The sequence below is a fragment of the Saccharopolyspora sp. NPDC000995 genome, from assembly GCF_053599315.1.
The window spans coordinates 35,925-59,162 of record NZ_JBSFLZ010000023.1 but is presented as its reverse complement, the minus strand read 5'-3'; the positions used below and the strand labels follow the sequence as shown (position 1 = coordinate 59,162).

Annotated in this window: 24 protein-coding genes; 13 read left to right on the top strand and 11 right to left on the bottom strand. The window is 65.5% G+C overall.

All coding sequences use genetic code 11. The features are described from left to right. Positions 1–214: 214 nt before the first annotated feature. The gene (locus tag ACWDKQ_RS11085) at positions 215–814 is read right to left on the bottom strand and encodes a choice-of-anchor C family protein (RefSeq protein WP_450138592.1); all 600 of its coding nucleotides are present in this window, start codon (positions 812–814) and stop codon (positions 215–217) included. A gap of 1,125 nt (positions 815–1,939) precedes the next feature. Here ACWDKQ_RS11085 and ACWDKQ_RS11080 point away from each other — a divergent pair. Then, complete coding sequence (locus ACWDKQ_RS11080; RefSeq protein ID WP_450138591.1) at positions 1,940–2,260, top strand: GYD domain-containing protein; 321 nt, start codon at positions 1,940–1,942, stop codon at positions 2,258–2,260. A gap of 936 nt (positions 2,261–3,196) precedes the next feature. Here the strand turns inward: ACWDKQ_RS11080 and ACWDKQ_RS11075 are convergent. The 5 genes from ACWDKQ_RS11075 to ACWDKQ_RS11055 all read right to left on the bottom strand — a co-directional run bounded on the left by ACWDKQ_RS11075 (position 3,197) and on the right by ACWDKQ_RS11055 (position 5,870). After that, a complete protein-coding gene (locus ACWDKQ_RS11075) occupies positions 3,197–3,769 on the bottom strand; it encodes a TIGR03086 family metal-binding protein (RefSeq protein WP_450138590.1) in 573 nt (190 codons plus the stop codon). Next, positions 3,756–4,238 carry an SRPBCC family protein gene (locus ACWDKQ_RS11070; protein WP_450138589.1) on the bottom strand — a complete coding sequence of 161 codons (483 nt, stop codon included), beginning with the start codon at positions 4,236–4,238 and terminating at the stop codon, positions 3,756–3,758. The genes ACWDKQ_RS11075 and ACWDKQ_RS11070 overlap by 14 nt, the downstream gene beginning before the upstream one ends. Continuing rightward, on the bottom strand, positions 4,171–4,566 hold the full coding sequence (locus ACWDKQ_RS11065) for an ArsR/SmtB family transcription factor (protein ID WP_450138588.1): 396 nt from the start codon (positions 4,564–4,566) through the stop codon (positions 4,171–4,173). The genes ACWDKQ_RS11070 and ACWDKQ_RS11065 overlap by 68 nt, the downstream gene beginning before the upstream one ends. A gap of 252 nt (positions 4,567–4,818) precedes the next feature. Beyond that, positions 4,819–5,205 (bottom strand): hypothetical protein, encoded by a 387-nt coding sequence (locus tag ACWDKQ_RS11060; RefSeq protein ID WP_450138587.1) that lies wholly within the window; start codon positions 5,203–5,205, stop codon positions 4,819–4,821. A 434-nt stretch (positions 5,206–5,639) separates the two neighbouring features. Then, positions 5,640–5,870: a hypothetical protein gene (locus ACWDKQ_RS11055; protein WP_450138586.1), complete on the bottom strand. Its 231-nt coding sequence runs from the start codon at positions 5,868–5,870 to the stop codon at positions 5,640–5,642. A 451-nt stretch (positions 5,871–6,321) separates the two neighbouring features. Between ACWDKQ_RS11055 and ACWDKQ_RS11050 the strand changes: the two genes are divergently transcribed. From ACWDKQ_RS11050 to ACWDKQ_RS11040, 3 genes are all read left to right on the top strand, one after another. Further along, the gene (locus ACWDKQ_RS11050) at positions 6,322–7,140 is read left to right on the top strand and encodes an SAM-dependent methyltransferase (RefSeq protein ID WP_450138585.1); all 819 of its coding nucleotides are present in this window, start codon (positions 6,322–6,324) and stop codon (positions 7,138–7,140) included. A gap of 638 nt (positions 7,141–7,778) precedes the next feature. After that, positions 7,779–7,904 (top strand): hypothetical protein, encoded by a 126-nt coding sequence (locus tag ACWDKQ_RS11045; RefSeq protein ID WP_450138584.1) that lies wholly within the window; start codon positions 7,779–7,781, stop codon positions 7,902–7,904. Then, a complete protein-coding gene (locus ACWDKQ_RS11040; protein ID WP_450138583.1) occupies positions 7,901–8,644 on the top strand; it encodes a DUF1275 family protein in 744 nt (247 codons plus the stop codon). Before ACWDKQ_RS11045 ends, ACWDKQ_RS11040 begins: the two co-directional genes overlap by 4 nt. Positions 8,645–8,755: 111 nt before the next feature. Here ACWDKQ_RS11040 and ACWDKQ_RS11035 read toward each other — a convergent pair whose 3' ends face one another. Further along, complete coding sequence (locus tag ACWDKQ_RS11035; RefSeq protein ID WP_450138582.1) at positions 8,756–9,430, bottom strand: DivIVA domain-containing protein; 675 nt, start codon at positions 9,428–9,430, stop codon at positions 8,756–8,758. Between the two features lie 396 nt (positions 9,431–9,826). On the opposite strand from ACWDKQ_RS11035, the gene ACWDKQ_RS11030 reads away from it, so the two are divergent. Together ACWDKQ_RS11030 and ACWDKQ_RS11025 are read left to right on the top strand one after the other, a co-directional pair. Next, positions 9,827–10,420 (top strand): cadmium resistance transporter, encoded by a 594-nt coding sequence (locus tag ACWDKQ_RS11030; RefSeq protein WP_450138581.1) that lies wholly within the window; start codon positions 9,827–9,829, stop codon positions 10,418–10,420. Positions 10,421–10,910: 490 nt separating this feature from the next. Continuing rightward, entirely contained in the window at positions 10,911–12,326 is a 1,416-nt protein-coding gene (locus ACWDKQ_RS11025; protein WP_450138580.1) for a diguanylate cyclase domain-containing protein, read from the top strand. Positions 12,327–12,479: 153 nt separating this feature from the next. Here ACWDKQ_RS11025 and ACWDKQ_RS11020 read toward each other — a convergent pair whose 3' ends face one another. Next, complete coding sequence (locus tag ACWDKQ_RS11020; protein ID WP_450138579.1) at positions 12,480–13,367, bottom strand: S1 family peptidase; 888 nt, start codon at positions 13,365–13,367, stop codon at positions 12,480–12,482. Positions 13,368–13,645: 278 nt separating this feature from the next. On the opposite strand from ACWDKQ_RS11020, the gene ACWDKQ_RS11015 reads away from it, so the two are divergent. From ACWDKQ_RS11015 to ACWDKQ_RS10995, 5 genes are all read left to right on the top strand, one after another. Next, on the top strand, positions 13,646–13,972 hold the full coding sequence (locus tag ACWDKQ_RS11015; protein WP_450138578.1) for a hypothetical protein: 327 nt from the start codon (positions 13,646–13,648) through the stop codon (positions 13,970–13,972). Between the two features lie 1,085 nt (positions 13,973–15,057). Then, a complete protein-coding gene (locus ACWDKQ_RS11010) occupies positions 15,058–16,152 on the top strand; it encodes an AI-2E family transporter (protein WP_450138577.1) in 1,095 nt (364 codons plus the stop codon). Positions 16,153–16,243: 91 nt separating this feature from the next. Then, on the top strand, positions 16,244–16,414 hold the full coding sequence (locus ACWDKQ_RS11005; RefSeq protein ID WP_450138576.1) for a hypothetical protein: 171 nt from the start codon (positions 16,244–16,246) through the stop codon (positions 16,412–16,414). A gap of 671 nt (positions 16,415–17,085) precedes the next feature. Then, positions 17,086–18,039 (top strand): manganese catalase family protein, encoded by a 954-nt coding sequence (locus tag ACWDKQ_RS11000; protein WP_450138575.1) that lies wholly within the window; start codon positions 17,086–17,088, stop codon positions 18,037–18,039. A gap of 481 nt (positions 18,040–18,520) precedes the next feature. Then, positions 18,521–18,973: an SPW repeat protein gene (locus tag ACWDKQ_RS10995; RefSeq protein WP_450138574.1), complete on the top strand. Its 453-nt coding sequence runs from the start codon at positions 18,521–18,523 to the stop codon at positions 18,971–18,973. Between the two features lie 59 nt (positions 18,974–19,032). On the opposite strand, the gene ACWDKQ_RS10990 is transcribed toward ACWDKQ_RS10995, so the two are convergent. Continuing rightward, positions 19,033–19,485, bottom strand: a complete 453-nt coding sequence (locus ACWDKQ_RS10990; RefSeq protein WP_450138573.1) for a hypothetical protein — start codon at positions 19,483–19,485, stop codon at positions 19,033–19,035. Positions 19,486–19,649: 164 nt separating this feature from the next. Here ACWDKQ_RS10990 and ACWDKQ_RS10985 point away from each other — a divergent pair, with 164 nt between their 5' ends. Together ACWDKQ_RS10985 and ACWDKQ_RS10980 are read left to right on the top strand one after the other, a co-directional pair. Further along, a complete protein-coding gene (locus ACWDKQ_RS10985) occupies positions 19,650–20,309 on the top strand; it encodes an ArsR/SmtB family transcription factor (RefSeq protein ID WP_450138572.1) in 660 nt (219 codons plus the stop codon). A gap of 61 nt (positions 20,310–20,370) precedes the next feature. Continuing rightward, positions 20,371–20,970, top strand: coding sequence for a class I SAM-dependent methyltransferase (locus ACWDKQ_RS10980; RefSeq protein WP_450138571.1), 600 nt, complete (start codon positions 20,371–20,373; stop codon positions 20,968–20,970). 272 nt (positions 20,971–21,242) lie between these two features. Here ACWDKQ_RS10980 and ACWDKQ_RS10975 read toward each other — a convergent pair whose 3' ends face one another. Both ACWDKQ_RS10975 and ACWDKQ_RS10970 read right to left on the bottom strand, forming a co-directional pair. Continuing rightward, positions 21,243–22,562: an MFS transporter gene (locus ACWDKQ_RS10975; RefSeq protein WP_450138570.1), complete on the bottom strand. Its 1,320-nt coding sequence runs from the start codon at positions 22,560–22,562 to the stop codon at positions 21,243–21,245. A gap of 28 nt (positions 22,563–22,590) precedes the next feature. Continuing rightward, the gene (locus tag ACWDKQ_RS10970; RefSeq protein WP_450138569.1) at positions 22,591–23,238 is read right to left on the bottom strand and encodes a 4-carboxy-4-hydroxy-2-oxoadipate aldolase/oxaloacetate decarboxylase; all 648 of its coding nucleotides are present in this window, start codon (positions 23,236–23,238) and stop codon (positions 22,591–22,593) included.

Sequence of the window (23,238 nt, the reverse complement as noted above, 5' to 3'; positions counted from 1 at the left end):
CCGGGACAAGTCGAAGGGATCGCAGCAGTCACCCCCGACGGTCGAGTGAAGGCAGCCGTGCGGTGCGCACGGCGGAGGCGGCGATCTTGAGGTCGGCGGGTGTGAGGCGGCCCGCCCCACACCCGCCCTACAAGCGACTCAACGAACTTGCGCGCGGCTGTGCGGCCCGCGGACCGGTGATCCGACCGGGTTACCGGCCATCACCGCGCCCGGATCACCCGCAGCACGGGGGAGGCGGGCAGGACTTGACCGTGACGTCGTCGATCACCGGTCCCCACGCACTGTTGGGGGTGGTGCTGGCGAACGTCAACGTGGTGGATGTACTGGTGGCTACGAAGGTCACCTGCCGTCTCACATAGCCCATGTTGGTCGTTGTTTTCCCCGTCGTGTCAAAGGAGAAGTCTTGGAAATTCTGCCCGTCGATGAGGACTTTTCCCGTTTTCAGTTTCGTCGAATCGCCGGGATTGCCAGCAAGGGAATACGTCACCGTGTACGCTGTTCCCGGAGTCGTACTGAAAGTCTGGGAAACAGCCCCCGCGCTAGCGCCGTTGAGGTCGACGGACTGGTCACCTTCGGCAGCCTGCCAGTACCCAGCGCCGATCAGGTCGACATTCCCACTCGCCACCCGCCACGGTCCGAGAGACTGCCCCATCGCGCTGTTCTGGAACGTGTTAGCTGCCACCGTTGGTGTTTCGAAACTGCCGCCGTCAAAATGGCTGATCGCGCTAGGCGATGCGGAAGCCGGTGCCGTCAACAAGGTGCCGGCACCGGCGATCAGAACGGCCGCCGTGGCAGCAGCGAGGTAGTTTCGCATGGGCAGCAATGAATCCTCCAAGGGAAGGGGGAGTTGCAATAGTCCGCAGTTCAGTTATCAAAAATCGCACGTTGCGACAAAGAAACTGATTGCGGCTCACTGAAAGTAGCTGGTCGATTCGCATGCGGCAATGGGCCTTTTGGGTCGGCTTGGGCGGCCGTATGGGTGATCCCGTCTTTCCTGCTTAAAATTGTGGTCCCGCAAGTGTGGCTGACGATGCGTGATCGACAGACTTACATTCGGCTATTCAAGATTTTAGAAACTTTTTCCGTATGGATGATAATCAGAACTGATCGTTCTGCGAGCCGCGTAGCGGTCGTGGCCTGCTGGCGTTGTCAACGGTGGCCGAGGCTACGGCCGCCACCACGAAGGCGATTCCGACGACGACTGGGCGGCGCCTGCGCGGTGAGCCCCACGTCCCGGCCCGGCGACCGCGAAAGTGCGGGGCTCGTCGGTCGAGGTGCGCCATGCGGGCAACGTCGAGGCGTGACCACGCCCATCGACCGCCCGAGGCCGGTTGGTGACCAACACGTTCAGCGGGGTGCAGGTCGGTGTGGGCGAGCGTGTCGCCGTCGAGTGCCTGAGACGCGCGGTGTTCGCGGGCGATGAGTTCGCCGAGCCGGTCGGCGCGGCCAGGCCGCCGGCTCGGCGGCCGGGGCGTGCTGGTTCGTCCATTTTGGAGTTGCCGAGCTTGCCGGATCGTTCGTATAGAGGCTTTTGTAGGTGCAGGCGAGAGTGAACTTCCAGTTTCCCTTCGCTGCCGAAACGGCTACGGAGAGAGCGAGTACGCATCCCGCGAGGCTTCGTGCGGTCGGAGCGTTGTGATCAGCCGAAGTTGGCGTCGTGGAAGACGTCGGCCGCAACAAGTACCTCATCCGAGGGCGTACTCGGTGGCAGGCCGACAAAACGCGGTACCGCCACCCGCAGCCGACATCATGTGGTCGGCGAGATCCAGCTGCTGCCAGCCCACGTGCGTTGCGCTGCACCGCGGGTGCCGCCCGGCTACCGCTCGTCCAGCGGGCGAGGAGTCGAACGGCTGCTTCGACTGGCCCAGCCTGCTCTCGTCCCCGAGGGTGGACCAGAACAGCGGCCCGTGGGTGGCCGCACGGTGGAGTGGGGAGCGACATGCCGAAGTACTTGGTGCAGGGCAGCTACACCGCCGAGGGGACGAAGGGGGTGCTCGCCGAGGGCGGAACCGGGCGGCGGGAGGCGGTTGAAAGGGTCCTCGGGTCATGCGGCGGAACGCTCGAGTCGATGTACTTCGCGTTCGGCGAGCACGATTTCTACATCGTTGTCGACGTGCCCGACGACGTTTCCATGGCCGCCACGGCTATGGCGGTGCGGGCCACCGGCGCCGTGACGTCCAGGGCTGTGCCGCTCCTCCGCCCCGAGGACATCGACGAGGCTGTTCGGAAGACTGTCGACTTCCACGCCCCCGGTACCTGACGGCCGCTGATGTCGGTGCGGTCCGGACCTGCGGCCACCCGGATGCTGTCGGGTGCTGCCGGGGTCGCGATCTGGCCATGTACTGGGGCGCCGGACGCATATGGCTTCATAACGGACGGCGAGTGTTAGCGGCTGCCCTATTCGCGAAGCGCCGGATGTCCAAGCTGGCGGCGGTGTATAGAAAACGGCCGTCCGGCGCGCGTCACGGGCCAACCTGGAGTTCCACCGAGCCATCGGGCGCGCTTCCGGCGACCCGTTCCTCGTCGACGCCCGGCACCGCGTGTGGAAACCGCATCGCTGTTTCGATGGTCTCCAACCTCTCCGACAGCGGCTGGGCCAAGACGCTGATAGCCGGTAGGCGATGACCCTTTCCACGTTCAGCCGGACGTCGAGCAGGTGGGGTAGGCCGCAGTCTTCCTGCGGCCTACCCCGGAACGCGGCGTCATCGTCCACTGTGGCTGGTCTGCTCGCGTTCTCCATATGTTCAACCGTTCACGGAACATGTCAAACCGTTCCGTGCGCAGATGACTTGCCACCTGCGTTGACCACCAAGAAAAGTGGTGGCCTTCACGCTTGCTCGACCACGAAAACGCCCAGTCGTGCTCATGCCCAGCGCTTCGGCGACCTGCGCGACGATCTGCACGTCGCGGCCTTGCGTGGTCCAGCAGCGAATCCACCAGGCGATTGCGTTCGTCCTGGCGGTCCCTCGCGAGTACGGCGGCTTCGTTGACCTAAGCCATGTGCACCCGGGTGCTGTACTCCTCGACGACGTCCCAGACGCGGACGGTGTCGTGCACCAGCCGGGGGAGGGCTGCCTGATCCACCCGCCGGCACGTCCTACGCCGTCCCTGCTGGCGACGACAACACCGATACCGCACCCAACAAGCCCACTACCAGCGACTACAGCTGTAGTACTAGGAGGTCGGGCTGTCTGGCTCACCGCCCCGGCCAGTACGGGTCCCGGCCGATGAAACCGAGCAGCTTGGTCTGGGTGTCCGCATCGCCAGGTACCTCGACCCGGGCGCCGAATTGGCCGGAGGAGCGGATGATCTGTTCCATCTGCTCCATCCCGCCGAGGAGCTGAGCGCAGAAGTCGGGGTCCAGCCGGTCGTCCTGGCCGGTAGCCCTGGCGAGATCCCAGGTGTGCATGAACACGTCAGCGGTGTAGAACTGGTCGATCGCGGCTTGCAGGGGCAGGTTGCCGATGTGCGGGTTGGTGAATTCCCGGTGCGCTGTGTCCGGATCGTCCAGTACCGCCTGCACGCCGTCGCAGTGAACTTGCCATGCGGCGACCGGGTTCTCGTCCATTGATGGTCCTCGGGGCAGTTCGATGCCGGCACCGGCGGCAAGGAACTCGGGGAACCATTCGGTCAGGTGGCGCACGACGTCGCGGGCGGTCCAGTTAGCGACCGGGGATGGCGCGTCCCAGGCCCGGGCCCCGTGGACCTTGTCGGTAAACAGCTTGGCAACCTGGCGGTGCCGTTCGGCCGGGCGGTCAGGCAGCGCCATCGATGAGCATCCTCTCCAACTTCGCGTAGCCCTCGTCGACACCAACCTCCATGCCGCTGCGCAGCCACGCATCGCGGCCTTCGAAACTGTCGACCAGCGATTGCGTCCGCAGCCGCGTGCGGCCGTCGCCCAGGTCCTCGAACCACAGCGTCTCCAGCGCGACTCCGTCGGGATCGCCCTCGAACGTGAAGGTCTGCACGATGCGGTCCTGCCGCACCTCGTGGAAGCAGCCGTGGAATCCGTACTCCGTGCCGTCGTGCACCGAAACGTACCGCCAACTGCCGCCGGTGGACGCGTCCCAGCGCTCGATCCGGGTAGTCGTGGCGTCCGGGCCCACCCACTGAGCGAGCAACGCGGGATCGGTGTGCGCGCGGAACAGTTGCTCGGGCGTGGCCGCGAAGTCACGAGTCGTCCGGATGACCGGCAGCCTCGGGTCGGCTTCGATGATCGTTTCCGTGATCCTGTTCATGCTCTTTTTCCTCCATCCCCGCCAGGACGGCGTCAAGGCGGCGGTAGCGCTGCTCGACGCGGCTCCGGTGGCGCTCGATCCAGGTGTCCAAGAGGTCGAAGGCCTGGGCCTCCATGCGTGCCTGCCGGGGCTGCGGCCCTCGTGGTCGGCTGACGAGCCCGGCGTCCTCGAGCACCCGCAAGTGCTTGTAAACGGCCTGCAGCGTGATCCCGTACGGCTCGGCCAGCTGGCTCACGGTCGCGTCGCCCTCCGAGAGCCGGGCGACCATGTCGCGCCGGGTCGGATCCGCGAGGGCGGCGAAGGCTCGGGAAAGCGGGTCCGTGGTCATCCCTCCAGTTTCAACTCTTTGGTTGAAAGAACCGTACGGCGTATGTGGCCCATCCGTCAACCCACTGGTTGAAAGCAATGTTCAAGGCGGTGTGACAGCCGGGCTATTCGGTGGTCGCGCTCCGGCCCGCAGCCGACCCGGCAGCTCTGCCAGGTCGTCCGCAAGAGCGGAAGCCGAAGTACCACCATCCGCAAGCGCGGCCTGATCGCAGGGTTCGGCGCATTGGCGGGGTCGGCGATCGTTCTCGTGGTCCTAGTTTGGTCTCCGGGGCTTGTCCGGGTGCTCGCCTTGTGCGCGAAGCTTCTTGCGTAGGTGCAACATTGCGATCGTGAGGTCCACTGGTCGCTGTTCGGTCACCAGCCTGTCCCAGATGGTGTCGGCGCTCGGGCGGTTCTTGGCGTGGACGGCGACGGCGAAGTCCAGTGCGTCCAGAACATCGCGAGCACTGGCGGTTTCATCAAAACCGATGCTCATCCCGGTGGCCGGTTCGACCAGCCTGTGATCGAGGTTCGCCGCCAGGACCACCGTGGCCAAGTACATGCCAGCGGATCCGTGCGCTTCGTTGAGGTCCATCAGGTGCCTGAACGCAGCCAGGTCGTCGTGCAGGTGGGCGTCCAATGCGGCCTGCGCGAAGGACAAGATCGATTGCGCATCCTCGTCGGTCGGAAACGCCGGGTCCATCATGGACGGAGAGGTTAAACAAGGTTCCATTGACCGGATAGGACCGTGCCTCGGATGGCCTAATTCTCGGCTACTGATACGGGGTCGGATACCGAGTGAACTTGAATATTCCTCATCTTGGATTTCCAGCGGACGCGCGAGAACGTGAGAACTTATCTGAAATGACGTCGGCCGATCGGCATCACCTTGCGTCCGTACGGCGCGGATTCGAATTCCAGCATTGCCACGAACGCGGACCACCCGGCGTCGTGGACGGACTTCGCCAGCCTCGTTCTTCGACAAACTCGCCGACCACGGCGTGGAAGTCCTGCTCGCGAGGTCGGGCGGCATGGTGCCCGCACCAGCCCGGAAGTGATCTCCACCGGAAAACCTTGATCGGCATGCCGGACTCGCTAGCCGCAAGCTAGGCCCTTCAGATGCAGTGGTTGATGGTGGTTGATGTTCCTGACGTGCCGCGCTTCCTTGCGGGCGCGGGCTTTCAGTCGCCGCTTGGCGGCCTTGGTCTGCTTGGCCTGAAGCTTGGCGCGCAGGGTGATCTGGCGCTTGCGGTCCCGGTTGAGGCCACGCCCCGCCGCTGTGTAGCCGCTGCTGACGGTGGCAACGTTGAGGATGCCGAGATCCACACCGATGAACCCGGTCGGCTCTCACCGCCCGGCGTCGGGATTTCCACCTTTTTGCCGAGGTTCCCGGCCTTGATGTCGCGTTCAATGTTGCGTAGGCGTCGCACACCTTCTTGATGATGTGCTGCGAGACCTGGGATCCAATCCCGGCTTCGTTGTAGGTCAGTTTGCGCAGGTCGTAGTTGCGCTTCACGTCGCGGTCGAAAGCTACCTCAGAGACCTTGTTCGCTTGCTTGCTCGAGCGCGTACAGGGTCGACTCCAGCACGGATACCTGTGTGGCATCCGGCTCAAGCTTCACCTGCACGACAACGTTGGCACGGCACACTACCACCTAGATCGTTTGAAAAAGCTGGCGGTCGTGTTCCGCGATTCCTCCCCTGCCCTGAGGACCGGGGTTCCTCGCGCTTGAAGATGCTGAAAACATGGAGGTGCCGCGATCGTGGGAGGAGCACTATGAGCGATGGGTTTCGCAACGCCAGCGTCGAGCTGCGGACAGACCGGGCGCACGGCGCGCGGATCTACGACTACATCCTCGGCGGCAAGGACAACTACGCCGTCGACCGTGCTGCCGCGGAGGCCACCAAGCAGATCTGGCCCGCGCTTCCAGTGCACATGCGCGCCAACCGCGAGTTCATGCACCGTGCCGGCCGCTACCTCGCCACCGAGTGCGGCATCGACCAGTTCCTGGACATCGGTACCGGCATCCCCACCTCGCCAAACCTGCACGAGGTCGTGCAGGAGGTGCGGCCTGAAGCCCGCGTCGTCTACACCGACAACGACCCCATTGTGCTCGTGCACGCCCGCGCGCTGATGTCCAGCACCAAGCTTGGCTGCACCGCTTTTGTGAACGCCGACCTGCGGGACCCGGACACGATCGTGGCATCCCCGGAGTTCCGCGATACCTTGGACCTGAACCGGCCGATCGGGCTGATGCTCATCGCGGTCGTGCATTTCATCGAAGACGACGACGAGGCGTTGGACGTCGTGCGGCGGATCACCGACGCGCTGCCCTCCGGCAGCTACCTGGCCGCCACGATCGCCACCGACGACTTCGCCCCGGAGACGCTAGCGGAGGTCCGCCGGACCTACCACGAGCACGGCGAGACCCTGCGCTGGCGCTCCCAGGCCCACGCCGCCCGGTTCTTCGACGGCCTCGAACTGGTCGAGCCCGGGATCGTCCAGATGCACAAGTGGCGCCCGGACGGCGGTATCGCCTTGAACGTCCCGGAAGCCGACATCGCCATGTACGGCGCCATCGCCCACAAGCCCTAGTCGATGAAAATCGAGTGGCGGGACTCGATGGCCAGTACGGGGGCGTAGAACCCGAGTCGCTGTTGGCAAAGCGGTGCCCATCACAAGTTGGCGAGGACGGGTGACGGCACGGTCCGGGCGTTCGGAGTTCCTGTGTTGGCTGTCCTCTTCGGACTGGTTCCGCGACGTTCGTGATGAGAAGTACCTGACGGGGTTCGTGGCCATCATGATGACCCCGAACCCGTTCGCGGTGGCGGCCCGGATTCGGGACGGACCTGGATTCGATGACGTCGTCGGGGCTGGAAACCGTTGCAGCACGGCTGTTCTGCCGCTGTTGACGGTGCTGCACTCCGGCGTCATGATGGATGCCAGCTTATCGATCCGATCTCTGCGAGGACCATCTTGCTGGTCCAAAGAGGACGATCTCGTTCGGATTTGCGGTGCACGGCGGTGTTGGCGCTGCCGTATGGGCTGGACGGTGACGGCACGAACAGCTACGTGATCACCTCTTCGGCGTTCCTGCCGATTTACGTTGGGCGGGCATCAATCCCGTTGCTGATCGCGGTGTGGGCGGGCGGGAGCCGGTCGGCTGCGGTAGACAGGGGGACTGGCCTGGTACTTCGTTTTCCGGACGAGGGTGGTGCGCCGTGGAGGTCTGTGTGGGCGCCGTGGGATCGGCGGCGGTGCCGCCGTCGATCGAGCGCGGCGGGGTGTGCCGGGAGGTCGTGCTGGCCGCCCGCGACGCCGCCCAGGCGAAGGGCAAAGCCGCGACGGGACTGCTTTGAGCGTTGCCCGGGGTGAGGACGGATTTCCGCCGCTGGGCGCAATGGCGGTGGTGTTGACTTTCGGTACCGGTACCGGTACCGGTACCGGTACCGGTACCGGTGCCGTGGACGTCGCGAGCTTCACCCGGCTCGGTGAGGTGTTCAGCAGTGTGATGACCGGCAACCTGGTGCTGTTCGGACTAGCGTTCGCGAAGGCATCTGCTCCGCTAGCAGTGCACACCCTCGTCGCTTTCGCGGGCTATGTCGCGGGTGCGGCGGTGGGTAGCCGCATCACCGGGTCGCCTCCGCACGGCCGGCTCTGGCCGGTACGGGTCACCGCGGTCCTGCTGGTCGAAGTGGTGGTCCTCGCTGGGTTCGCCGGCGGCTGGGTCGTCACCGACGGGCGGCCGAGCGGGGCCTGGCAGGTCGGACTGCTGGTGCTGGCGTCGGTCGGGATGGGGCTGCAGAGCGCGGCGACGCGCGGGTTGGGGCGCCTGGCGGGGGTGTCCACCACATACCTGACCGGCACGTTGACCGGCGTCGTCGCCGGGCTCGTGGCCAGCGACCGGCCGAAGGCGTTCGACGTGCGGGGAACAGCGATCCTGCTGGCGGCGGCGGCCGGCGCCGCATCGGGCGGGATCGTGATGCTCGTGGTGCCGTGGGCGTTGCCGCTGCTACCGCTGGCAGCCTTGGCGGTCGTCATCGGCACCGCCACGTTCCACCACCGTGCTCTCCGGCGGTCCCGCCGTGCGGACCAGTGATGCGGCTGCTCCACTGGCGCGCACAGCGGAGCAGTCGATCGCCAAGCAAATCGCGGTGGCCGTGGCGCTGCGCCGGAGCAGCCACGGACGGACGAATCACGAGGACATCTATTAACTTTGGTTGTCCTTGCTGTTGGCTGCGGGCTGGTGAGCGGTGAGGCCGTCGCTAATCCCGTCGTCCGGCAGGCTCAGCTCCCGCAACGCAGTCGAATGTTTGACGACTTCCTGGAGCAACGCATTGATGGCCGCGCCGGTCTCCTGCTTCCGTTCTTCCGTCTCCGCGCAAATGCGCCGGTAGTGCATTTCGCTCGCGGCGTCTTGCTGCTCGCAACGTTGGCGCGTTCGATCGAGCAGCCGGCCGGCGTCCTCCTGCGCCAACGCCGTGATTCGTTTGTACTCCTTCTGAACGTTCCGCCGAAGACGGTGCTCGCGCTCGCGCTCTTCCCTCTTCCGGCACGTGGATTCCCGATCGAGGTCGGCCCGACGCTCCGCCAACCAGCGAGCGAAGTCGCAAGCCTGTGCTCTGATCTGCTCGGCTGTTCGCTCCGCCTCCTCCAAGAGCCTCGCAGCCTCCTCGTGCGCCTGGCCGATGATCGCGGCGGCACGTTTCTCCGCGAATTCGACGACCTCCGAGTCGGACTGCTCCTCCTCGTCTGTGGAGCGAAGCTCCTCGCGTAGCTGGCGGAGCTGGGATTCGAGCAGGTCGAGATGCTCGGCGACCTGCGCTCGATCGAATCCACGCCACCGCTCGGCGAAAGCCGGCCGGGCCGGAACAACATCATCCATGGCGTCTCCATCCCCCATCTGGAGCGCGGTACTGGTTGCACTGCGGAAACCGAGCAGTTATGACCGGCCGCGCCATGCCGCGATCTTCGCGTGCAGCGGGAAAGCAAGCTCGGTGACAGCGACTCCATCGTTGGCGGGCCGGAGCGTTGCAGCGATGTCAACTCGGTTTTACTACCCGAGTGAGCGATGCTGCGGCTCCCTGGTCGGGCCGGGGGATTGCGGTCGGCCGCGTTCGTGGCCTCTACCAGGAGCCCGGCGGTTTCGGGAGCGCGCCACCGGAGGTCACCGACCGGGGTGTGGCTGAGCGTCCTTCCGCGAGCCGTCGCCGGCAATCACTCGTTCGTGTGAATTGTCGCGGTGCCGGCGGGATGCGGTGAGGTCAGCATTTCTCGTGTGATGGTTCTGTGGGCGGCGGTCTTGGTCGCAGTGGTGATGTGGACGGCTACGAATATCGACGGCTTGGTCGTGTTGGCCGCGTTGTTCTTGCGCGCCGCGCAGGTGAGCAGCCCGCGCCCGTGGCAGATCGCGGCCGGTCAGTACCTGGGGTCGGCGTGCCTGATCGCGCTGAGCCTGCTGGCGGCCGCCGGGCTGATGGTCGTGCCGGAGTCCTGGATCGGGCTGCTCGGCCTTCTGCCGCTGGCGCTCGGGATCTACGGGCTGGTACTGGCCGTCCGGGCAGGCGAGGAGGAGCGGGATCCGCCGACCATCGGTGTGCTGTCGGTCGTTTCGATCGTCGTGGCCAACGGGGCGGACAACCTCAGCGTCTACAGCGCCGCATTCCGCGTCTTCCCAACGGCGCAAACCGCGCTGACCATTGTCATCTTCTTGACGCTCATCGGGGTGTGGTGCCTGGTGGCCCGTTTTGCCGCGACTCGGAAGCGGGTGCTCAGCGGCCTCGACCGCGTGCGCCGCTGGCTGGTTCCAGTCGTCTACATCGTCATCGGTGCGGTGATCCTCATTCGCAGCGGAGTACTTGCTCATGTCGCGTAGTGGAGCCGATCCGCTGACAGGCCGGGGAAGAGTCCGGTGAAGAAACCTGCGGAGACCGTGCACGTCGCCGTTGGCTCGCGCGCATCAGGGCGAATCGGCGCGGGACGCGGGGCCAGGTTCTTGGTCGGCTCGGCCAGCAGCATGTTGGCGCCGGAGTGGACCAGGTCAGCCGATGCGAGGTTTTCCTCGCTGGGGAGCGCCGCTGCGGGCTGCGGGCAGGCCTTCTCCGGCCAGGCGTGCTCGCCGCCGGTGAAACGAACGTGTACTGGCCGCTCGGTCCACGCCGGCCTGCTGCCAGCGGCAAGCTCGTGAAACTATTGCGCGTTTGGGGTCCGGAGCCCCTGCGAGTCGGGTCCTTTACGGCATTCGTGCAGGTCGCAGGCTTGTTCTTGAGTTGCTCCGGTAGGCGTGGGGGCGGCCGATGTGCAACAGTGGCGGTGTGAGTGGGCCTCCACGGCGACTTGCATCCGGACCACCATGGTGGCTGTTAATGGGATTGCTTGTCGTCCTAGCGGCGACGGCGACTGTTCTAGTCCTCACCTACTCGAACCCGGTGTCGCGACTGGCCGACGACCTGGCTGCTCTGGTCAACGCGATCGTTGCCGTCGTCGCCTACTCGTGGACCGGGTGGTCGCACACCGGCCCGGAGCGGCGCTGGCGACTATTCCTGGCCGTGGGTCTGGGAGGATGGGTCGTCGCGCAGGCGATCTGGACGTGGCATCGCGCCGTGCACGGTGCCACGGGGGCGGTGCCTGGTGTTGCTAGTGCGCTTTTCCTGCTGTTTCCGGCGGGAGTGTTCGCAGCGCTGCTCGTGGTAGCCCGAGCCGACCACGCCAGGGTCCGGGCGTACGACACCGCGGATCCACCACGAGTTCTGCTGCTCGACGGCCTCATCATCGTCACGGCACTCGTCGCGCTCGCCTGCGAGGTCCTCGCGGTCCAGGCAGGTTCCCATGATTCGCCCACGGCGACGCTGTTGACGGTTTCTTACACAGTCGGTGACTTCGTTCTGATCGTGCTCGCGTTGCTCATGGCAGTCGCTTTGCACAGCATGTGGCGGCCCCGATTGATCTGGCTGGTGGTCGGATTGTGCGCCATGGGTGCCAGCGACATCGTTTACGCCGACACCACGATCATCGGGGCGGCGGCACCCGCAGCAGCCGAACTGGGCTACATGATCGGTGCGCTCCTGCTGATCCCCGCGGCACTCACGGCGACGCGACCGGCCACTGCCCAGCGCCGGAGCGTCTCATTGGCGCTTCTGGCAGTGCCGTACGTTCCGCTGACTGCCGTCCTGGCCATGGTCGTCATCAACGTGGCCGGTGGTAGCCCGTACCCCGACGTCGTCTACGTGCTCAGCGTGATCATCGCTCTGGTCGTCTTCCGTCACTTCACCACCTTGCTGCAGCTCTACCGGGCGCACCGGCGGCTCGCTGCGGCCGTCCTGCAAGATCCGCTCACGGGCGTGGCCAACCGGGTGCTGCTCGCGGACTTGCTCGACGAGGCAGTGTCGAGTCCCCAGTTCGAAGAACGCGGGCTGATCTACGTCGACCTGGACAACTTCAAAACGGTCAACGACAGGCTCGGACATCAGGCAGGCGACGAGTTGCTGCGCATCACTGCTCACCGGCTGCGCCGGTGCGTGCGCGACGACGACACGGTTGCGCGCATCGGCGGCGACGAATTCGTCATCCTCCTGATCCCGCCACCGCAGGACCCCGAGGAGCTGGTGCAACACTTGGCCGATGCGGTGGCCCAGCCGGTCGCCTTGGAAACCGAAGACAACTCGGTCCGGATCACCGCAAGCATCGGCTACCACCGCATCGCCCCCGGTCAACACCCGAGCGACGCTCTGGCGCACGCCGATCAAGCGATGTACCAGAACAAGCGGAGCAGAGCGGATTGACGACGCAGCTGGTGCTACGACGGCCCGTCGGCCGATGCGGAGGATTAGCACCGGCCTTCCTGCGGTTCCAGGCGTGAAAGCGGGGGCCGTGAAACCGCCGCAGCGGTTTCACGACCCCCGCTTTCGCTGCGGGTGTCCGTGGTAGGTGGCGGGTTACCGGTTGCGCGGCGCCACCGACGGGAACGACGGCATTTCGGGGAGACGGCCGGGGGACCTGTCGGGGCTCTTGGACGAGCCGCCGGAGTTAATGGTCTCGTTGATCCAGTCGGTGTGCGCCACGACATTGCTGTAGATGCCGGGCTTATCCGCGCAGTTCTCGGCTTGGCCGCGGCTGGTCGCGCCGACCAGTGCGAAACCGTCGCCCTCCTGCACCACCGCCGGGCCACCGGAGTCGCCGTAGCAGGCGCTGACCTTGCCCTTCTGGTTGTCGATGCACAGCTCACGTGCCGCATCGAAGGGATCTTGCGAGCTGGTGCAGTTCGACGCGTCGATCGTCTTGGTTTCCAGCTCCTTCAAGGTCACGGGCGGCTCGCCGCACTTGGGCGTCCCGCACGTCTGGCCCCAACCGAGCAGCTGCACTGTGGTGCCCGGCTGCGGTGCCGTGGCAGAGATCTTGATCGGCTCGGCCTTCACCGGCTTCGACAGGTGGACCATGGCGACGTCGTAGCCGGTGGCGATTTCGCTGCCGGCTGGCTTCTGCGTTGACTTGGGGTGCACCACGAACTTGTCAGGCTTGACGAGCTCACCGCCGCTGGTGCGGTCGGTTGTCCCGATCCGGTACTGGACTTTGCTGGGCTGTTGCCCTTCCACGCAGTGCGCGGCGGTGACCAGCCACTGCTTGTCGACCAGCGAGGCACCGCAGTGGTGTTGGCCGTCGGTGGACTGCATGGACGCCATGAAGCTGTAGGTCTGCGTCGCTTGGGTACCTCCAATGATGAGCGGCGTAGCCACGGCACTGGCGGTTGGTGCCGCGAGCGCCAGACTGGCCAGCATCGTCGCGGCGGACGCCAAAATGCTACGGATTAGAGAACCTCGGGGCATGTTCTCTCCTTCTTCCCGAGCTCCGCGCCGGGGGAACGGAAGGAGCCGGGAACTGGGGGTTTGTGAATTATCCGGCGATGCTCCCCCATCAGGACGAACATTTCGTTACGCCAAATGGAGCAATCGCTAGGGGTGTCCGATCGGGTGCTGACAGTTAGGACGGCTGGCCGCTGGATGGTGATATTCGTTGCGCCCCGGGGGTTTTCGCTGGACGGCTCGGAGTGTGGCAAGGGGCACGACGTGGCAACGCGGGGGCGTCGGAGGAAGTTGACGAAGGCTTGGGTGTAGTCGTCGGCGACGCTTCGGGGGACCAGTGCGATCCCGGCACCGGCTTCCATCAGTCGCAGGGCGGCGGCGAATTCGTGGCCGTGCACGCGGACGTTGCGGTGCGCGCCCGCCTGGCGCGAGATCTACTGGAGGAAGTGGAAGTTGCTGCACCTGCGGCTCATGCGCACGAAGTCGAAATCGAGCGCCGCGGCGAAGTCGGCCTGGTCGGACCGCACGAGGGGGGCTCGACCAGGGCGACGATGATGAGCTCTTCGCGTGCGATGGCCGCAGTGGCTCCTGTGCTCCTTTGGGTGGGTGTCCTCGTCATCCCAGCCTGAAGCAGGCGACATGGCGGGAAGCGGGCGGGATCGTCCGCGGAGGAGCGCACTAAAGAAATTTTTATTTGGGTGATCTTGGTTAGAAAAAGGGCCGGTGTGCTCAAGGAAAGCGAAGCACAGCTCGTAGCTGCCGTACTAGCCCACGTCTCCCCACGCAATTGATCATGTTCTGCCTCACGATGTTGAGCCAGGCAGACCGTGGTACCGAGTAGTCCGCCCACGGGCGAGTGCTCAAGCGGCCCGCAACATCGCTGCCCCGAGCGCGCCTGCATGGCGCGGATGCTGACGGCATGGCTGACTACGTGCAGGTTGTGACGCCGACGGACTCAAAAGAGGCAGTGGCCACCCTTGTCCGAAGCACCGTTGATGCTCGCGGCGTGGCCTGCGTTGAAGGCCGGCAATGCGAGATCGGCAACCACCAATGCGCGGACTTTCGATCAGTTGGTGACAGAGCCGAAAGCAACGAGTCAGCGAGCGTATCGGTGTCCCGGGGCCCTAGTCGGCCGTAAGACGACATCGCAAGACTTCCTAATGTCCTGCACCGGAAATTCGTGTTCTAAGCAGCTATGCTGCGGGAATGGCGAGGACTGGGCGGCCGAAGGCTGAGTTGGTGCTGACCGGCGATGAGCGTTCGACGTTGCAGCGTTGGGCTCGGCGGGCGAAGAGTTCGCAGGCTTTGGCGTTGCGGTGTCGGATTGTGCTGGCATGCGCCGAGGTTTGTCCAATGTGGACGTCGTCGAGCAGTTGCGGGTGGCGCGGCCGACTACCAACCTGCCGGTCACGTGTTCGCGCAACTCCGGGCCGAGGCGATGCCGTGCAGTGGTGAGGCCCCAAGCGGACAAATCCGCCAGGTGTTGATTGTGGCCCTCGTGGCCACCACCGTGGAACGCCGATCTACCGGATCGAGTCATTTCCTTACGAGGTAGCGGATCCACTGCATTTGGCGGAGCCTTGTCCCTGTCAAGGGGCAAGCGTGGTCGGTGGTTTTCGGGGGATCGGTGGCTTCAGGCGATTCGGGAAACGATGGGGGCGAGCAGTTGCCGCGATCGGTCGGTGAATCCGGACACGCGGACGAGCAAGGGCCCGTGCCTGAGGCTGAGAAGCAGGCCGGGCGACTGAACAGCACCGAGGAGCCCCTCGGCAGGCCCGGTGGGACGCTGTCCGGTCGGTCACCGTTCGTGCTGGGCATGACTGCGGCGGCCGGGGTGGCGGTGACCTACGGCGTGGTGGAGCTGATCTTGGCCGCCCGGCAGGTGCTGATCCTCATCGGCCTGGCTTTCTTCGTGGCGATGGGACTGGAGCCGGCGGTGTCGTGGCTGGTGCGGCACCGGCTTCCGAGGTGGGCCGCGGTGCTGTCCGTGCTGGTCGTGGCAGCTGGCGCCGTAGCCGGTCTGCTGGCGGCGGCGATCCCGCCGCTGGTCGAGCAGGCCAGCCAGTTCGGGGTGCAGGCGCCCGCATACCTGCGCAGTCTGCAGGACCCGCAATCGATGCTGGGGCGGCTCAACATCGGTCTCGGCCTTGAGCAGCGCGTTCAGGGGCTACTCAAGGGACAAGAGCCGTCTCTGGTGAACGGGTTGCTGGGCGCGGGGGAGCTGTTGCTCGGGGTGGTGTCGGGGTCGGTGGTGGTCGTCGTGCTCGTGGTTTACTTCCTGGCGTCGATGCCCCGCATCCGCCGGTCGCTCTACCGTCTGTTTCCGGCAGCGCGTCGCCCTCGCGCGGTGCTGATCGGCGACGAGGTCTTCGTCAAGATCGGCGCGTACTTGTTGGGCAACCTGGTCACCTCGGTCATCGCGGGGTTGGCGGCGTACGTGTGGATGCTCATCTTCGGTGTGTCGTACCCGTTGCTGCTGGCGGCGATGGTCGCGGTGCTGGACCTGATTCCCGTCGTTGGAACCATCACTGCGGGAGTGATCGTGACGCTGGTATCGCTGACCGTGTCGCTGCCGGTCGGCTTGGCCACCGCGGGGTTCTTCGTGGTCTACCGGTTCGTCGAGGACTACCTGCTGGTGCCCCGGATCATTGGCCGCGCGGTTCGGGTGCCCGCCGTGATCACCGTGTTGGCGGTGCTGCTCGGCGGAACCCTGCTCGGGGTGATCGGAGCTGTGGTCGCGATCCCGATCGCCGCCGTGGTCCTGTTGATGCTGCGGGAGCTCGTGATTCCTGGTCTGGACGCGCGATGAGCTGGGTCGTGGCCGCACGACGGTGCAGGTAGCATGCCAGCGGTCAGTGCGCGCGCAGCGACGAATCAGACACGCCGCCGAGGAGGCCTGCTTGGTCGCTGTGCACGCCTTCGATTGCCACGGGGCCAAACGAGCCGGACTCACCACCGCCTGGGCCAGTCGCCTGGAAGGTCACGCCGAGGTCTTCACCCCGCCCGACTTCATCGGCTATGACCTCGCCGAGGTGGCCCGCAAGATCGCCGCACTTCCCGGACTTCCCTAATTGACCGTTTCCAATCTCTTGTTGCATAGCGGTGCGTGTGAAACTCAGCGGCGGCGTGGTCAACCGTGCTGATCGGCGACGGTGGCAGCGGTCTGTTGATGGTGCTGGGAGCACTCGGCTTGCGCGGCATCGCGCTGCAGTTCATGCCTGGCGGGGCAGGGCGGGCCGAAGCCGGCCTGCTCGGCGTGCTGGTCACGTCCGGGACACCGATTGCGCAAGCGTGGCGATTGTGCTGGCGCAACGCGCAATCAACTGGTTGGCCTGGAGGTGTTGGGCTGGCTGGTCTGGTTGGTCTATGCGATCCAGATCCAGGTGTCGCCCCAGTCAGCGGGACAGCGGGTTTCAGTCCGAGTAGACGTGCATCCCGCGGAGGGCTTGCATGAGCAACTGCCACCAGTTCCGTCTGCTCCGCGTACGTGACCGTCCACCTGCGAACCGAAACGGCGGCGAGCTGGTTTTGCATTGCCTTGGCAGCGTTGGCGAAGAGGCTCGGGTGCTTCTACCGTGGACGGTGCTGGCTCTTCGGCGGGCCTTTCAAGGAACCTAGTTCTGGCGCCGCCGCATCTGGACCGAGCAAGCACAGACGGAAATCGTCTCACATCCATCCAGAGTCTTGATCTCAGCTACCCCCGTCGCGCCAAGCGGACAGCGGTGCCGGGGTTGGAGGTGCCATGTTCTTCCACGTACAGCGGATGATTAACGAGATCGTTCCCGACGAGCCGGACCCCGGCGCTGCTAACGCCTTGCAGGAAGGCTTGGGCGGCCAGTTCGGTGAGATGCGGACGATGATGCAGTACCTGTTCCAGAGCTTCAACTTCCGCGGTCCTGAGGGCAAACCTTATCGAGACCTGTTGTACGGCATCGGGACGGAGGAGATCAGTCATGTTGAGCTGATCGCCACGACGATCGCGCGGCTGACGGATGGTTCGCCGCGATACCAGGGATCCAAGGACGAGCCCCTCGATCAGCCAGGTGCCAAGGGGGCGACTCCGTTGTCGAACGCCCTCGCACAAGGCAACATTCACCACATGCTCGTCGGCGCACAAGGTGCGCTGCCCGTCGACGCCGTGGGCAATCCCTGGTCGGGCTCGTATGTCTACAACAGCGGTAACCTCGTGCTTGATCTGCTGTACAATTTGATGCTCGAGTCGACCGGCAGGCTCCAGAAGTGCCGCATCTACGAGATGAGTTCGAACAAGACGCTGCGATCGACGGTGTCGTACCTCATCGTTCGCGACCAAGCGCACGAGAACGCCTATGCCAAGGCGCTTGAACGCCTCGGTGTGAACTGGGGCAAGACGTTGCCCATTCCCAAGACGAACGCCGAGCGGTACCCAGAGGTCGCCACTTTGCTCGAGAGAGGTCTGCACAACAGGCAGTACACCTTCAACCTCGACAATCAGTCCGAGGCGGCCAAGGTTTTCCAGGGGAATTCACCGTCGTCGCACGACGGCGAAGTGTTGCGAATGGCCCAAGCGCCGGAGGGCGTGCCGTTCGGCATCGCGCCCGAGCGGCCGGAGGAGTTCAGCCCAGGTCTCGACCCGGACCTTATCGAACTCATCCAAGCGACAGCGGAGATGGAGCTAGCGGAGGCCGACGAGCCGGTCAGGTACGGACCCGCGTGAACAGCACCTCCTGATTCGGCCGGCCAAGCATCGATCGGCTTGCGCTGGCTAAGGTTTGGGTGTCTGTTGTGCGGGTAGTCGAGGGAAGCCGGTGCCCTTGCTGGGTTTCTGGCATCTGGTGGTAACGGCGGGATTGACCCGGCCCGTGCGGGCCGGGTCAGTTCTGTTCAGTGGTCAGGAAAGTTGTTCCCCCGAACGCGAGAACCACTCGCCCGAATCCTCCACGCCAGGCATGCCGCCAACGAATCATTGTCGCAGTCTTTTTCTCCTGGCAGATGTCGGGCCGAACGGCTGTTACACGCGGTGTGCACGAAGTTGTCGTGGCTCCTGCTTTTCGAGGTGCATGTGATGCTGGATGCGCCTAGAAAATACTCAGAAGGGCACTGCAGGTACAACGGCGTTGGCAGACGTTTGCGCAGGGCATGCGATGGCAACTCGAGAGGAGCGGGAGATCTGCGAGACAACGAGGAGATGAGATGCCATGGTTGCCCCTGAACAACGCGGTACTCGAACGACGGCTGAGACGTCGCGTCTCAGGGACTATGAAGCTGCCTTAGCCGCACCCACCACTACGGGCAGCGAATCTGCTCTGATGCTTACCGGTGCTTACACCGCAGTCTCGCCCTGGGTTGTCGGGTTCGCTGGCTCTCAGCCATTTCTGAGCATGAACAATCTCATCCTGGGACTGATCGTCACGGCGATCGGTTTGGGGATCACTGGAACGCCGGAACGCAGCGGTGGCATCAGCTGGACCGCGGCGCCTATCGGGATTTGGCTGATCATCGCGACGTGGGTGACCACTTTCGGTCTGCCGACGGTGGGGATGATCTGGAACAATGTCGTCGTCGGAGCGCTGTCGATCATCCTGGGCTTGGCAGTCGCGGGGATGGTGGCCGTGCGACGTCCCGGTTCCGAAAAGAAAGCGTTTCGGTGAGTCACCCTCGGGCCTGAGTGGATTACCGGTGCGGGGCAATGGTATTGGCACGCCAGCGGTCAGGCAGGGTCGGCGGTGGAAGCGAGGAGACGACTTCGGAGTGGAAGACGTCGATGCTGCCGGCGCGCCAGTGCCTCCGTCTGCTGCGGCGAGACCAAATCGGTGCGAGCCGCAGCCCCGACCAGTAGCGATCCGCCGGTGAACACCCCTGCCGGACGGTCGCCGTCGAGCAGCAGGAACGCCAGGCGCTCGTGGGTGTGCCCAGGCGTGGCCAGCGCTCGCAGCCGCAGCCCGCCTAGATCTACCTCGTCTCCGTCGTGCAGTCCGCTGTGGTGGAACTCCCGGTGCCCGGCGGCCGACGCCAGAACGCGGGTGCCTTCCGTCGCGGCCAGCTGGCGTGCGCCCGAGAGGAAGTCGGCGTGCAGGTGGGTGTCCGCGGCGAACGCCAGCTGCAGACCGCGCCGACGCGCGGCCTGCCACGCGTCCCGCAGGTCCAGGCTCACGTCCAGCACCAGCGCTCGCCCGTCTCCGAGGTCGACCAGGTAGGCGGAATTGCCGAGCCCTTCATCGACGAGCGGAACACGTCCACCGTGCCCATCGCGGTACCCCTCCTATCGACGGGTGTTCCATCGTCCTCTTGACTTGGTTATACAATATTCCAAAGAAGATTGGAATATTGACTGATCGAGACGCGAAGACGGCCTTGTTCGACCAGTTCGCCCGCGTCGGCAAGGCGCTGGGCAGCGGCAAGAGGCTGGAGCTGCTCGACTTGCTCGCCCAGGGCGAGCGCACGGTCGAGGCGTTGGCACGCACGGCGCAGCTGGGGATGACCACCGCCTCGGCGCACCTGCAGACCCTCAAGCAGGCGAACGTGGTCACCACCCGCCGGGATGGCACCAAGATCTACTACCGCCTCGCCGGCTCGGACGTCGCCGCCCTGTACGCGCTGATGCGCACCGTCGCCGGTGCTCACCTGCCCGACGTGGAAGCGGCCCGCGCCGCCTACCTCGGTCCCGACGATGCCGAACACGTCAGCCGCGAGGAATTGCTCCGCCGGGTCCGGCTCGGTGACGTCGTCGTGCTCGACGTGCGTCCGCGCGAGGAGTACGAAGCCGGGCACATCCCGGGCGCGGTGTCGATTCCGGTGGAAGAACTCGGCGACAAGCTCGGAGAAATCCCGGCCGATCAAGAGATCGTCGCCTACTGCCGCGGTAGCTACTGCGTGCTCGCCCATGACGCTGTGCGTCTGCTGGCCGCCCACGGCCGAAGCGCCCGACGGCTCACCGACGGGATGCTCGAATGGCAACTTGCCGAGCTGCCCGTGGAAACGAGCTGACGCACGCCCAGTCGACCGGCGCACCGAAACCCGCGCGGCGATCTACCGAATGCGAGGCATGATGACCGTCGACCTGGGACGCGCTCAGCGCACGCACTGGCAGTCCACTCACCAGGCCCACCCCCACATGTACGGCGACGAACCATCCGAACCCGCGCAACACGCGGCCGACGTCTTCTCCGCCGGCCAGGCGACCACGGTCCTCGAACCGGGCGCCGGGCACGGCCGCGACAGCCTCCACTTCGCCCGGCGCGGATTTACCGTGCAAGCCACGGACTTCAGCCGCGATGGGCTGACCCAACTTCGTACCCGAGCGCACCGGCGCGGCCTCGACGAGAACATCACCAACACCCTCCACGACACCCGCACCCCGATCCCGCTTCCCGACGACAGCGTGGACGGCGTTTTCGCGCACATGCTGCTGTGCATGGCACTGTCCACTGCAGAGATTCACGCGCTCATCGCGGAGATCCGTCGCGTCCTGCGTCCGGGCGGCAACTTGGTGTACACCGTCCGCCACACCGGCGACGCCCACTACGGCACCGGCATCGCGCACGGCGACGACATCTACGAACACGGCGGCTTCGCCGTGCACTTCTTCGACCGCGCACTGGTCGAAACCATCGCGCAGCAGTGGAATCCGGCTGAGGTCCACGCCTAGCTGGAGCGGCTCCGATGCCGCGGCGATGATCAACGGAACGGACGTGCTGGTCGATGGCGGTTACACGGCCCGCTGAGCGACTCCGTCTGGGCGGGCCTGACCGTCGACGAGGGTCGGAGTTCTGCCGATCACGCCAACCAACGTTGTCGGTGGACCTGCGGGGCACCGTCCGCGCTGCCCGGGGGCGGGCCCTCACCCGCAAGGAAGCGGATGAGGGCCCGGTCTTCTCCTGCCTCGACGGCGAATGTGCTGCGAGGACTGGTCTTCTACCGCTAGCTGTCGATGAGCGAGGAGCGAGCGGTCTCCCTCGCCAGCAGGACGGAGACGCCGGTTCCCACGGCGGTGAGGATGACGTAGTAGGCAGGGATGGCGGGGTCGCCGGTCGCGGAGATCAATGCCGTGAGGACCAGTGGGGCCGCGCCGCCGAACACCGCGGTTGAGATGTTGTAGCCGATGGAGTAGGCGGTGTTGCGGACCCGGGTGGGGAACATCTCGACGAGGACCGCGTGGATGATCCCGGCATGCCCGGAGTAGAACAGGGCCATGACGACCGCTGCGAGGACCGAGGCGATGACGCTGCCCCGCATCATCAGCCAGAAGCAGGGGTAGGCGAGGATCACGAGGCCGATCGCCGAGGTCATGAGGACCGGGCGGCGGCCGATGCGGTCCGACAGCTTGGCGGCGAGCGGGATGGACACCGCGATCACGACCAGGGATACCGCGGTAATGGTGAGGCCCTGGACCTGGTTGAACTTCAGCTCTTTCGACAGGTACGTGGGCAGGTAGGTGAACAGCACGTAGTAGCCGGAGCTGTTGAGCACCGGGATCCCGATGGCCAGCGCCAGGTTGCGCAGGTTCCCCTTCTCGGCGAACGTTTCCCGGATCGGGTTGGCCGCCACGGTGTCGGATTCTTGGAGCTTGGTGAAGTTGGGTGTGTCGTGCAGCCGGGCTCGGATGTAGTAGCCGACGATGCCCAGCGGTGCGGCGAGCAGGAACGGCACCCTCCAGCCCCAAGCTTGCATCGCCTGCTCGCTGAGGGCGGAGTTGAGGCCCATGGCGAGCAGGGTGCCGGTGAGCAGGGCGGTGAACGAGCCGACCTGGGTCCAGGACATCAGGAATCCGCGCCGGTGGGCGGGGGAATGCTCACCCACGAAGGACATGGCGCTGGCGACTTCGCCGCCTGCGGAGAAGCCCTGTGCGATGCGCATGCACAGCAGCAGGATCGGTGCGGCGATGCCGATGGTGCTGTAACCGGGGAGCAGGCCGATGGCCGTGGTGGCGCCGGTCATTAGCGTGAGCGCGAAGACCAGCACGGTGCGCCGGCCGATCCGGTCAGCTAGGTAGCCGAGGACGAAACCGCCCAGTGGGCGGAAGAAGAAGGTGAGGGCGAATACGCCGTAGGTCATCAGGAGCGCGGCGGTGCTGCTTTGCCCGGCGAAGAAGACCGTGGCGATGATCGGGGCGAGGAAACCGTAGATGCCGTAGTCGAAGAACTCGACGAAGACGCCGAGGCTGCCGGCCAGGGTGACGCGTCGAAGTTGGGCGGGTGATGCCTGCTGGTCGGTGAGCTCGGTCGTTCGGGTGGGGGGCATGCTCGACTCCAGGGGCGAGTGGTTCAGGTCAGTGGTAGCCGTGTTCGGTGAGCTTGGGGCCGAGGCCCATGAGCTCGACCAGGCTTTGCCCGTCCCGCAAGGCGGTTCGGAAGCGGGCTTCCTTCTGCTCGCGGGCTTCGGAGAGCTCGATGACCCGTTCGACGTCGGCGGCGGGGACCACCACAACGCCATCGGCGTCGCCGACTACGACATCGCCGGGGTTGATCGTGACGCCACCGCAGGTGATCGTCTCGTTGACCTTGCCGGGTTGGTTCTTCCCGGTTCCCTTGATGCAGATGCCGCGGGAGAACACTGGGAATCCCATGTCGACGATGGCTTGGCTGTCGCGCACGGAGCCGTCGATGACTAGTCCGGTGATGCCGACCTGCTGGGCGTAGAGGGTGAGGATGTCGCCCCACGGGCCGGCTTCCAGAAATGCCTTGGCGTCGACGACCAGGACGTCGCCGGGGCGGGCGAGGGTGACGGCGTGTTGGATGGCGAGGTTGTCGGCGGGTTTGCAGTCCACGGTCAGTGCCGGACCGGCGACGGCAATCGCGGGGTGCAGGGGTTTGATGGCGCTGTCGAGGGCGCCGGTGCCGCCCTGTGCTTCGTGCACGGTGGCGGCCCCGAGTTCCTTGAGCCTGGTCAACTGATCGGCGGTGGAACTTGCGGTCAT

Excerpts from the sequence above, each read along its gene's own strand:
- ACWDKQ_RS11035 (WP_450138582.1), bottom strand. The coding sequence starts at position 9,430 with ATGGATGATGTTGTTCCGGCCCGGCCGGCTTTCGCCGAGCGGTGGCGT.
- ACWDKQ_RS11085 (WP_450138592.1), bottom strand. The coding sequence starts at position 814 with ATGCGAAACTACCTCGCTGCTGCCACGGCGGCCGTTCTGATCGCCGGT.
- ACWDKQ_RS10975 (WP_450138570.1), bottom strand. The coding sequence starts at position 22,562 with ATGCCCCCCACCCGAACGACCGAGCTCACCGACCAGCAGGCATCACCC.
- ACWDKQ_RS11025 (WP_450138580.1), top strand. The coding sequence starts at position 10,911 with ATGGGATTGCTTGTCGTCCTAGCGGCGACGGCGACTGTTCTAGTCCTC.
- ACWDKQ_RS11070 (WP_450138589.1), bottom strand. The coding sequence starts at position 4,238 with ATGAACAGGATCACGGAAACGATCATCGAAGCCGACCCGAGGCTGCCG.
- ACWDKQ_RS11020 (WP_450138579.1), bottom strand. The coding sequence starts at position 13,367 with ATGCCCCGAGGTTCTCTAATCCGTAGCATTTTGGCGTCCGCCGCGACG.
- ACWDKQ_RS10980 (WP_450138571.1), top strand. The coding sequence starts at position 20,371 with ATGACCGTCGACCTGGGACGCGCTCAGCGCACGCACTGGCAGTCCACT.
- ACWDKQ_RS10995 (WP_450138574.1), top strand. The coding sequence starts at position 18,521 with ATGGTTGCCCCTGAACAACGCGGTACTCGAACGACGGCTGAGACGTCG.
- ACWDKQ_RS11065 (WP_450138588.1), bottom strand. The coding sequence starts at position 4,566 with ATGACCACGGACCCGCTTTCCCGAGCCTTCGCCGCCCTCGCGGATCCG.
- ACWDKQ_RS11000 (WP_450138575.1), top strand. The coding sequence starts at position 17,086 with ATGTTCTTCCACGTACAGCGGATGATTAACGAGATCGTTCCCGACGAG.
- ACWDKQ_RS11080 (WP_450138591.1), top strand. The coding sequence starts at position 1,940 with ATGCCGAAGTACTTGGTGCAGGGCAGCTACACCGCCGAGGGGACGAAG.
- ACWDKQ_RS11030 (WP_450138581.1), top strand. The coding sequence starts at position 9,827 with ATGGTTCTGTGGGCGGCGGTCTTGGTCGCAGTGGTGATGTGGACGGCT.
- ACWDKQ_RS11050 (WP_450138585.1), top strand. The coding sequence starts at position 6,322 with ATGAGCGATGGGTTTCGCAACGCCAGCGTCGAGCTGCGGACAGACCGG.
- ACWDKQ_RS10970 (WP_450138569.1), bottom strand. The coding sequence starts at position 23,238 with ATGACCGCAAGTTCCACCGCCGATCAGTTGACCAGGCTCAAGGAACTC.
- ACWDKQ_RS11075 (WP_450138590.1), bottom strand. The coding sequence starts at position 3,769 with ATGGCGCTGCCTGACCGCCCGGCCGAACGGCACCGCCAGGTTGCCAAG.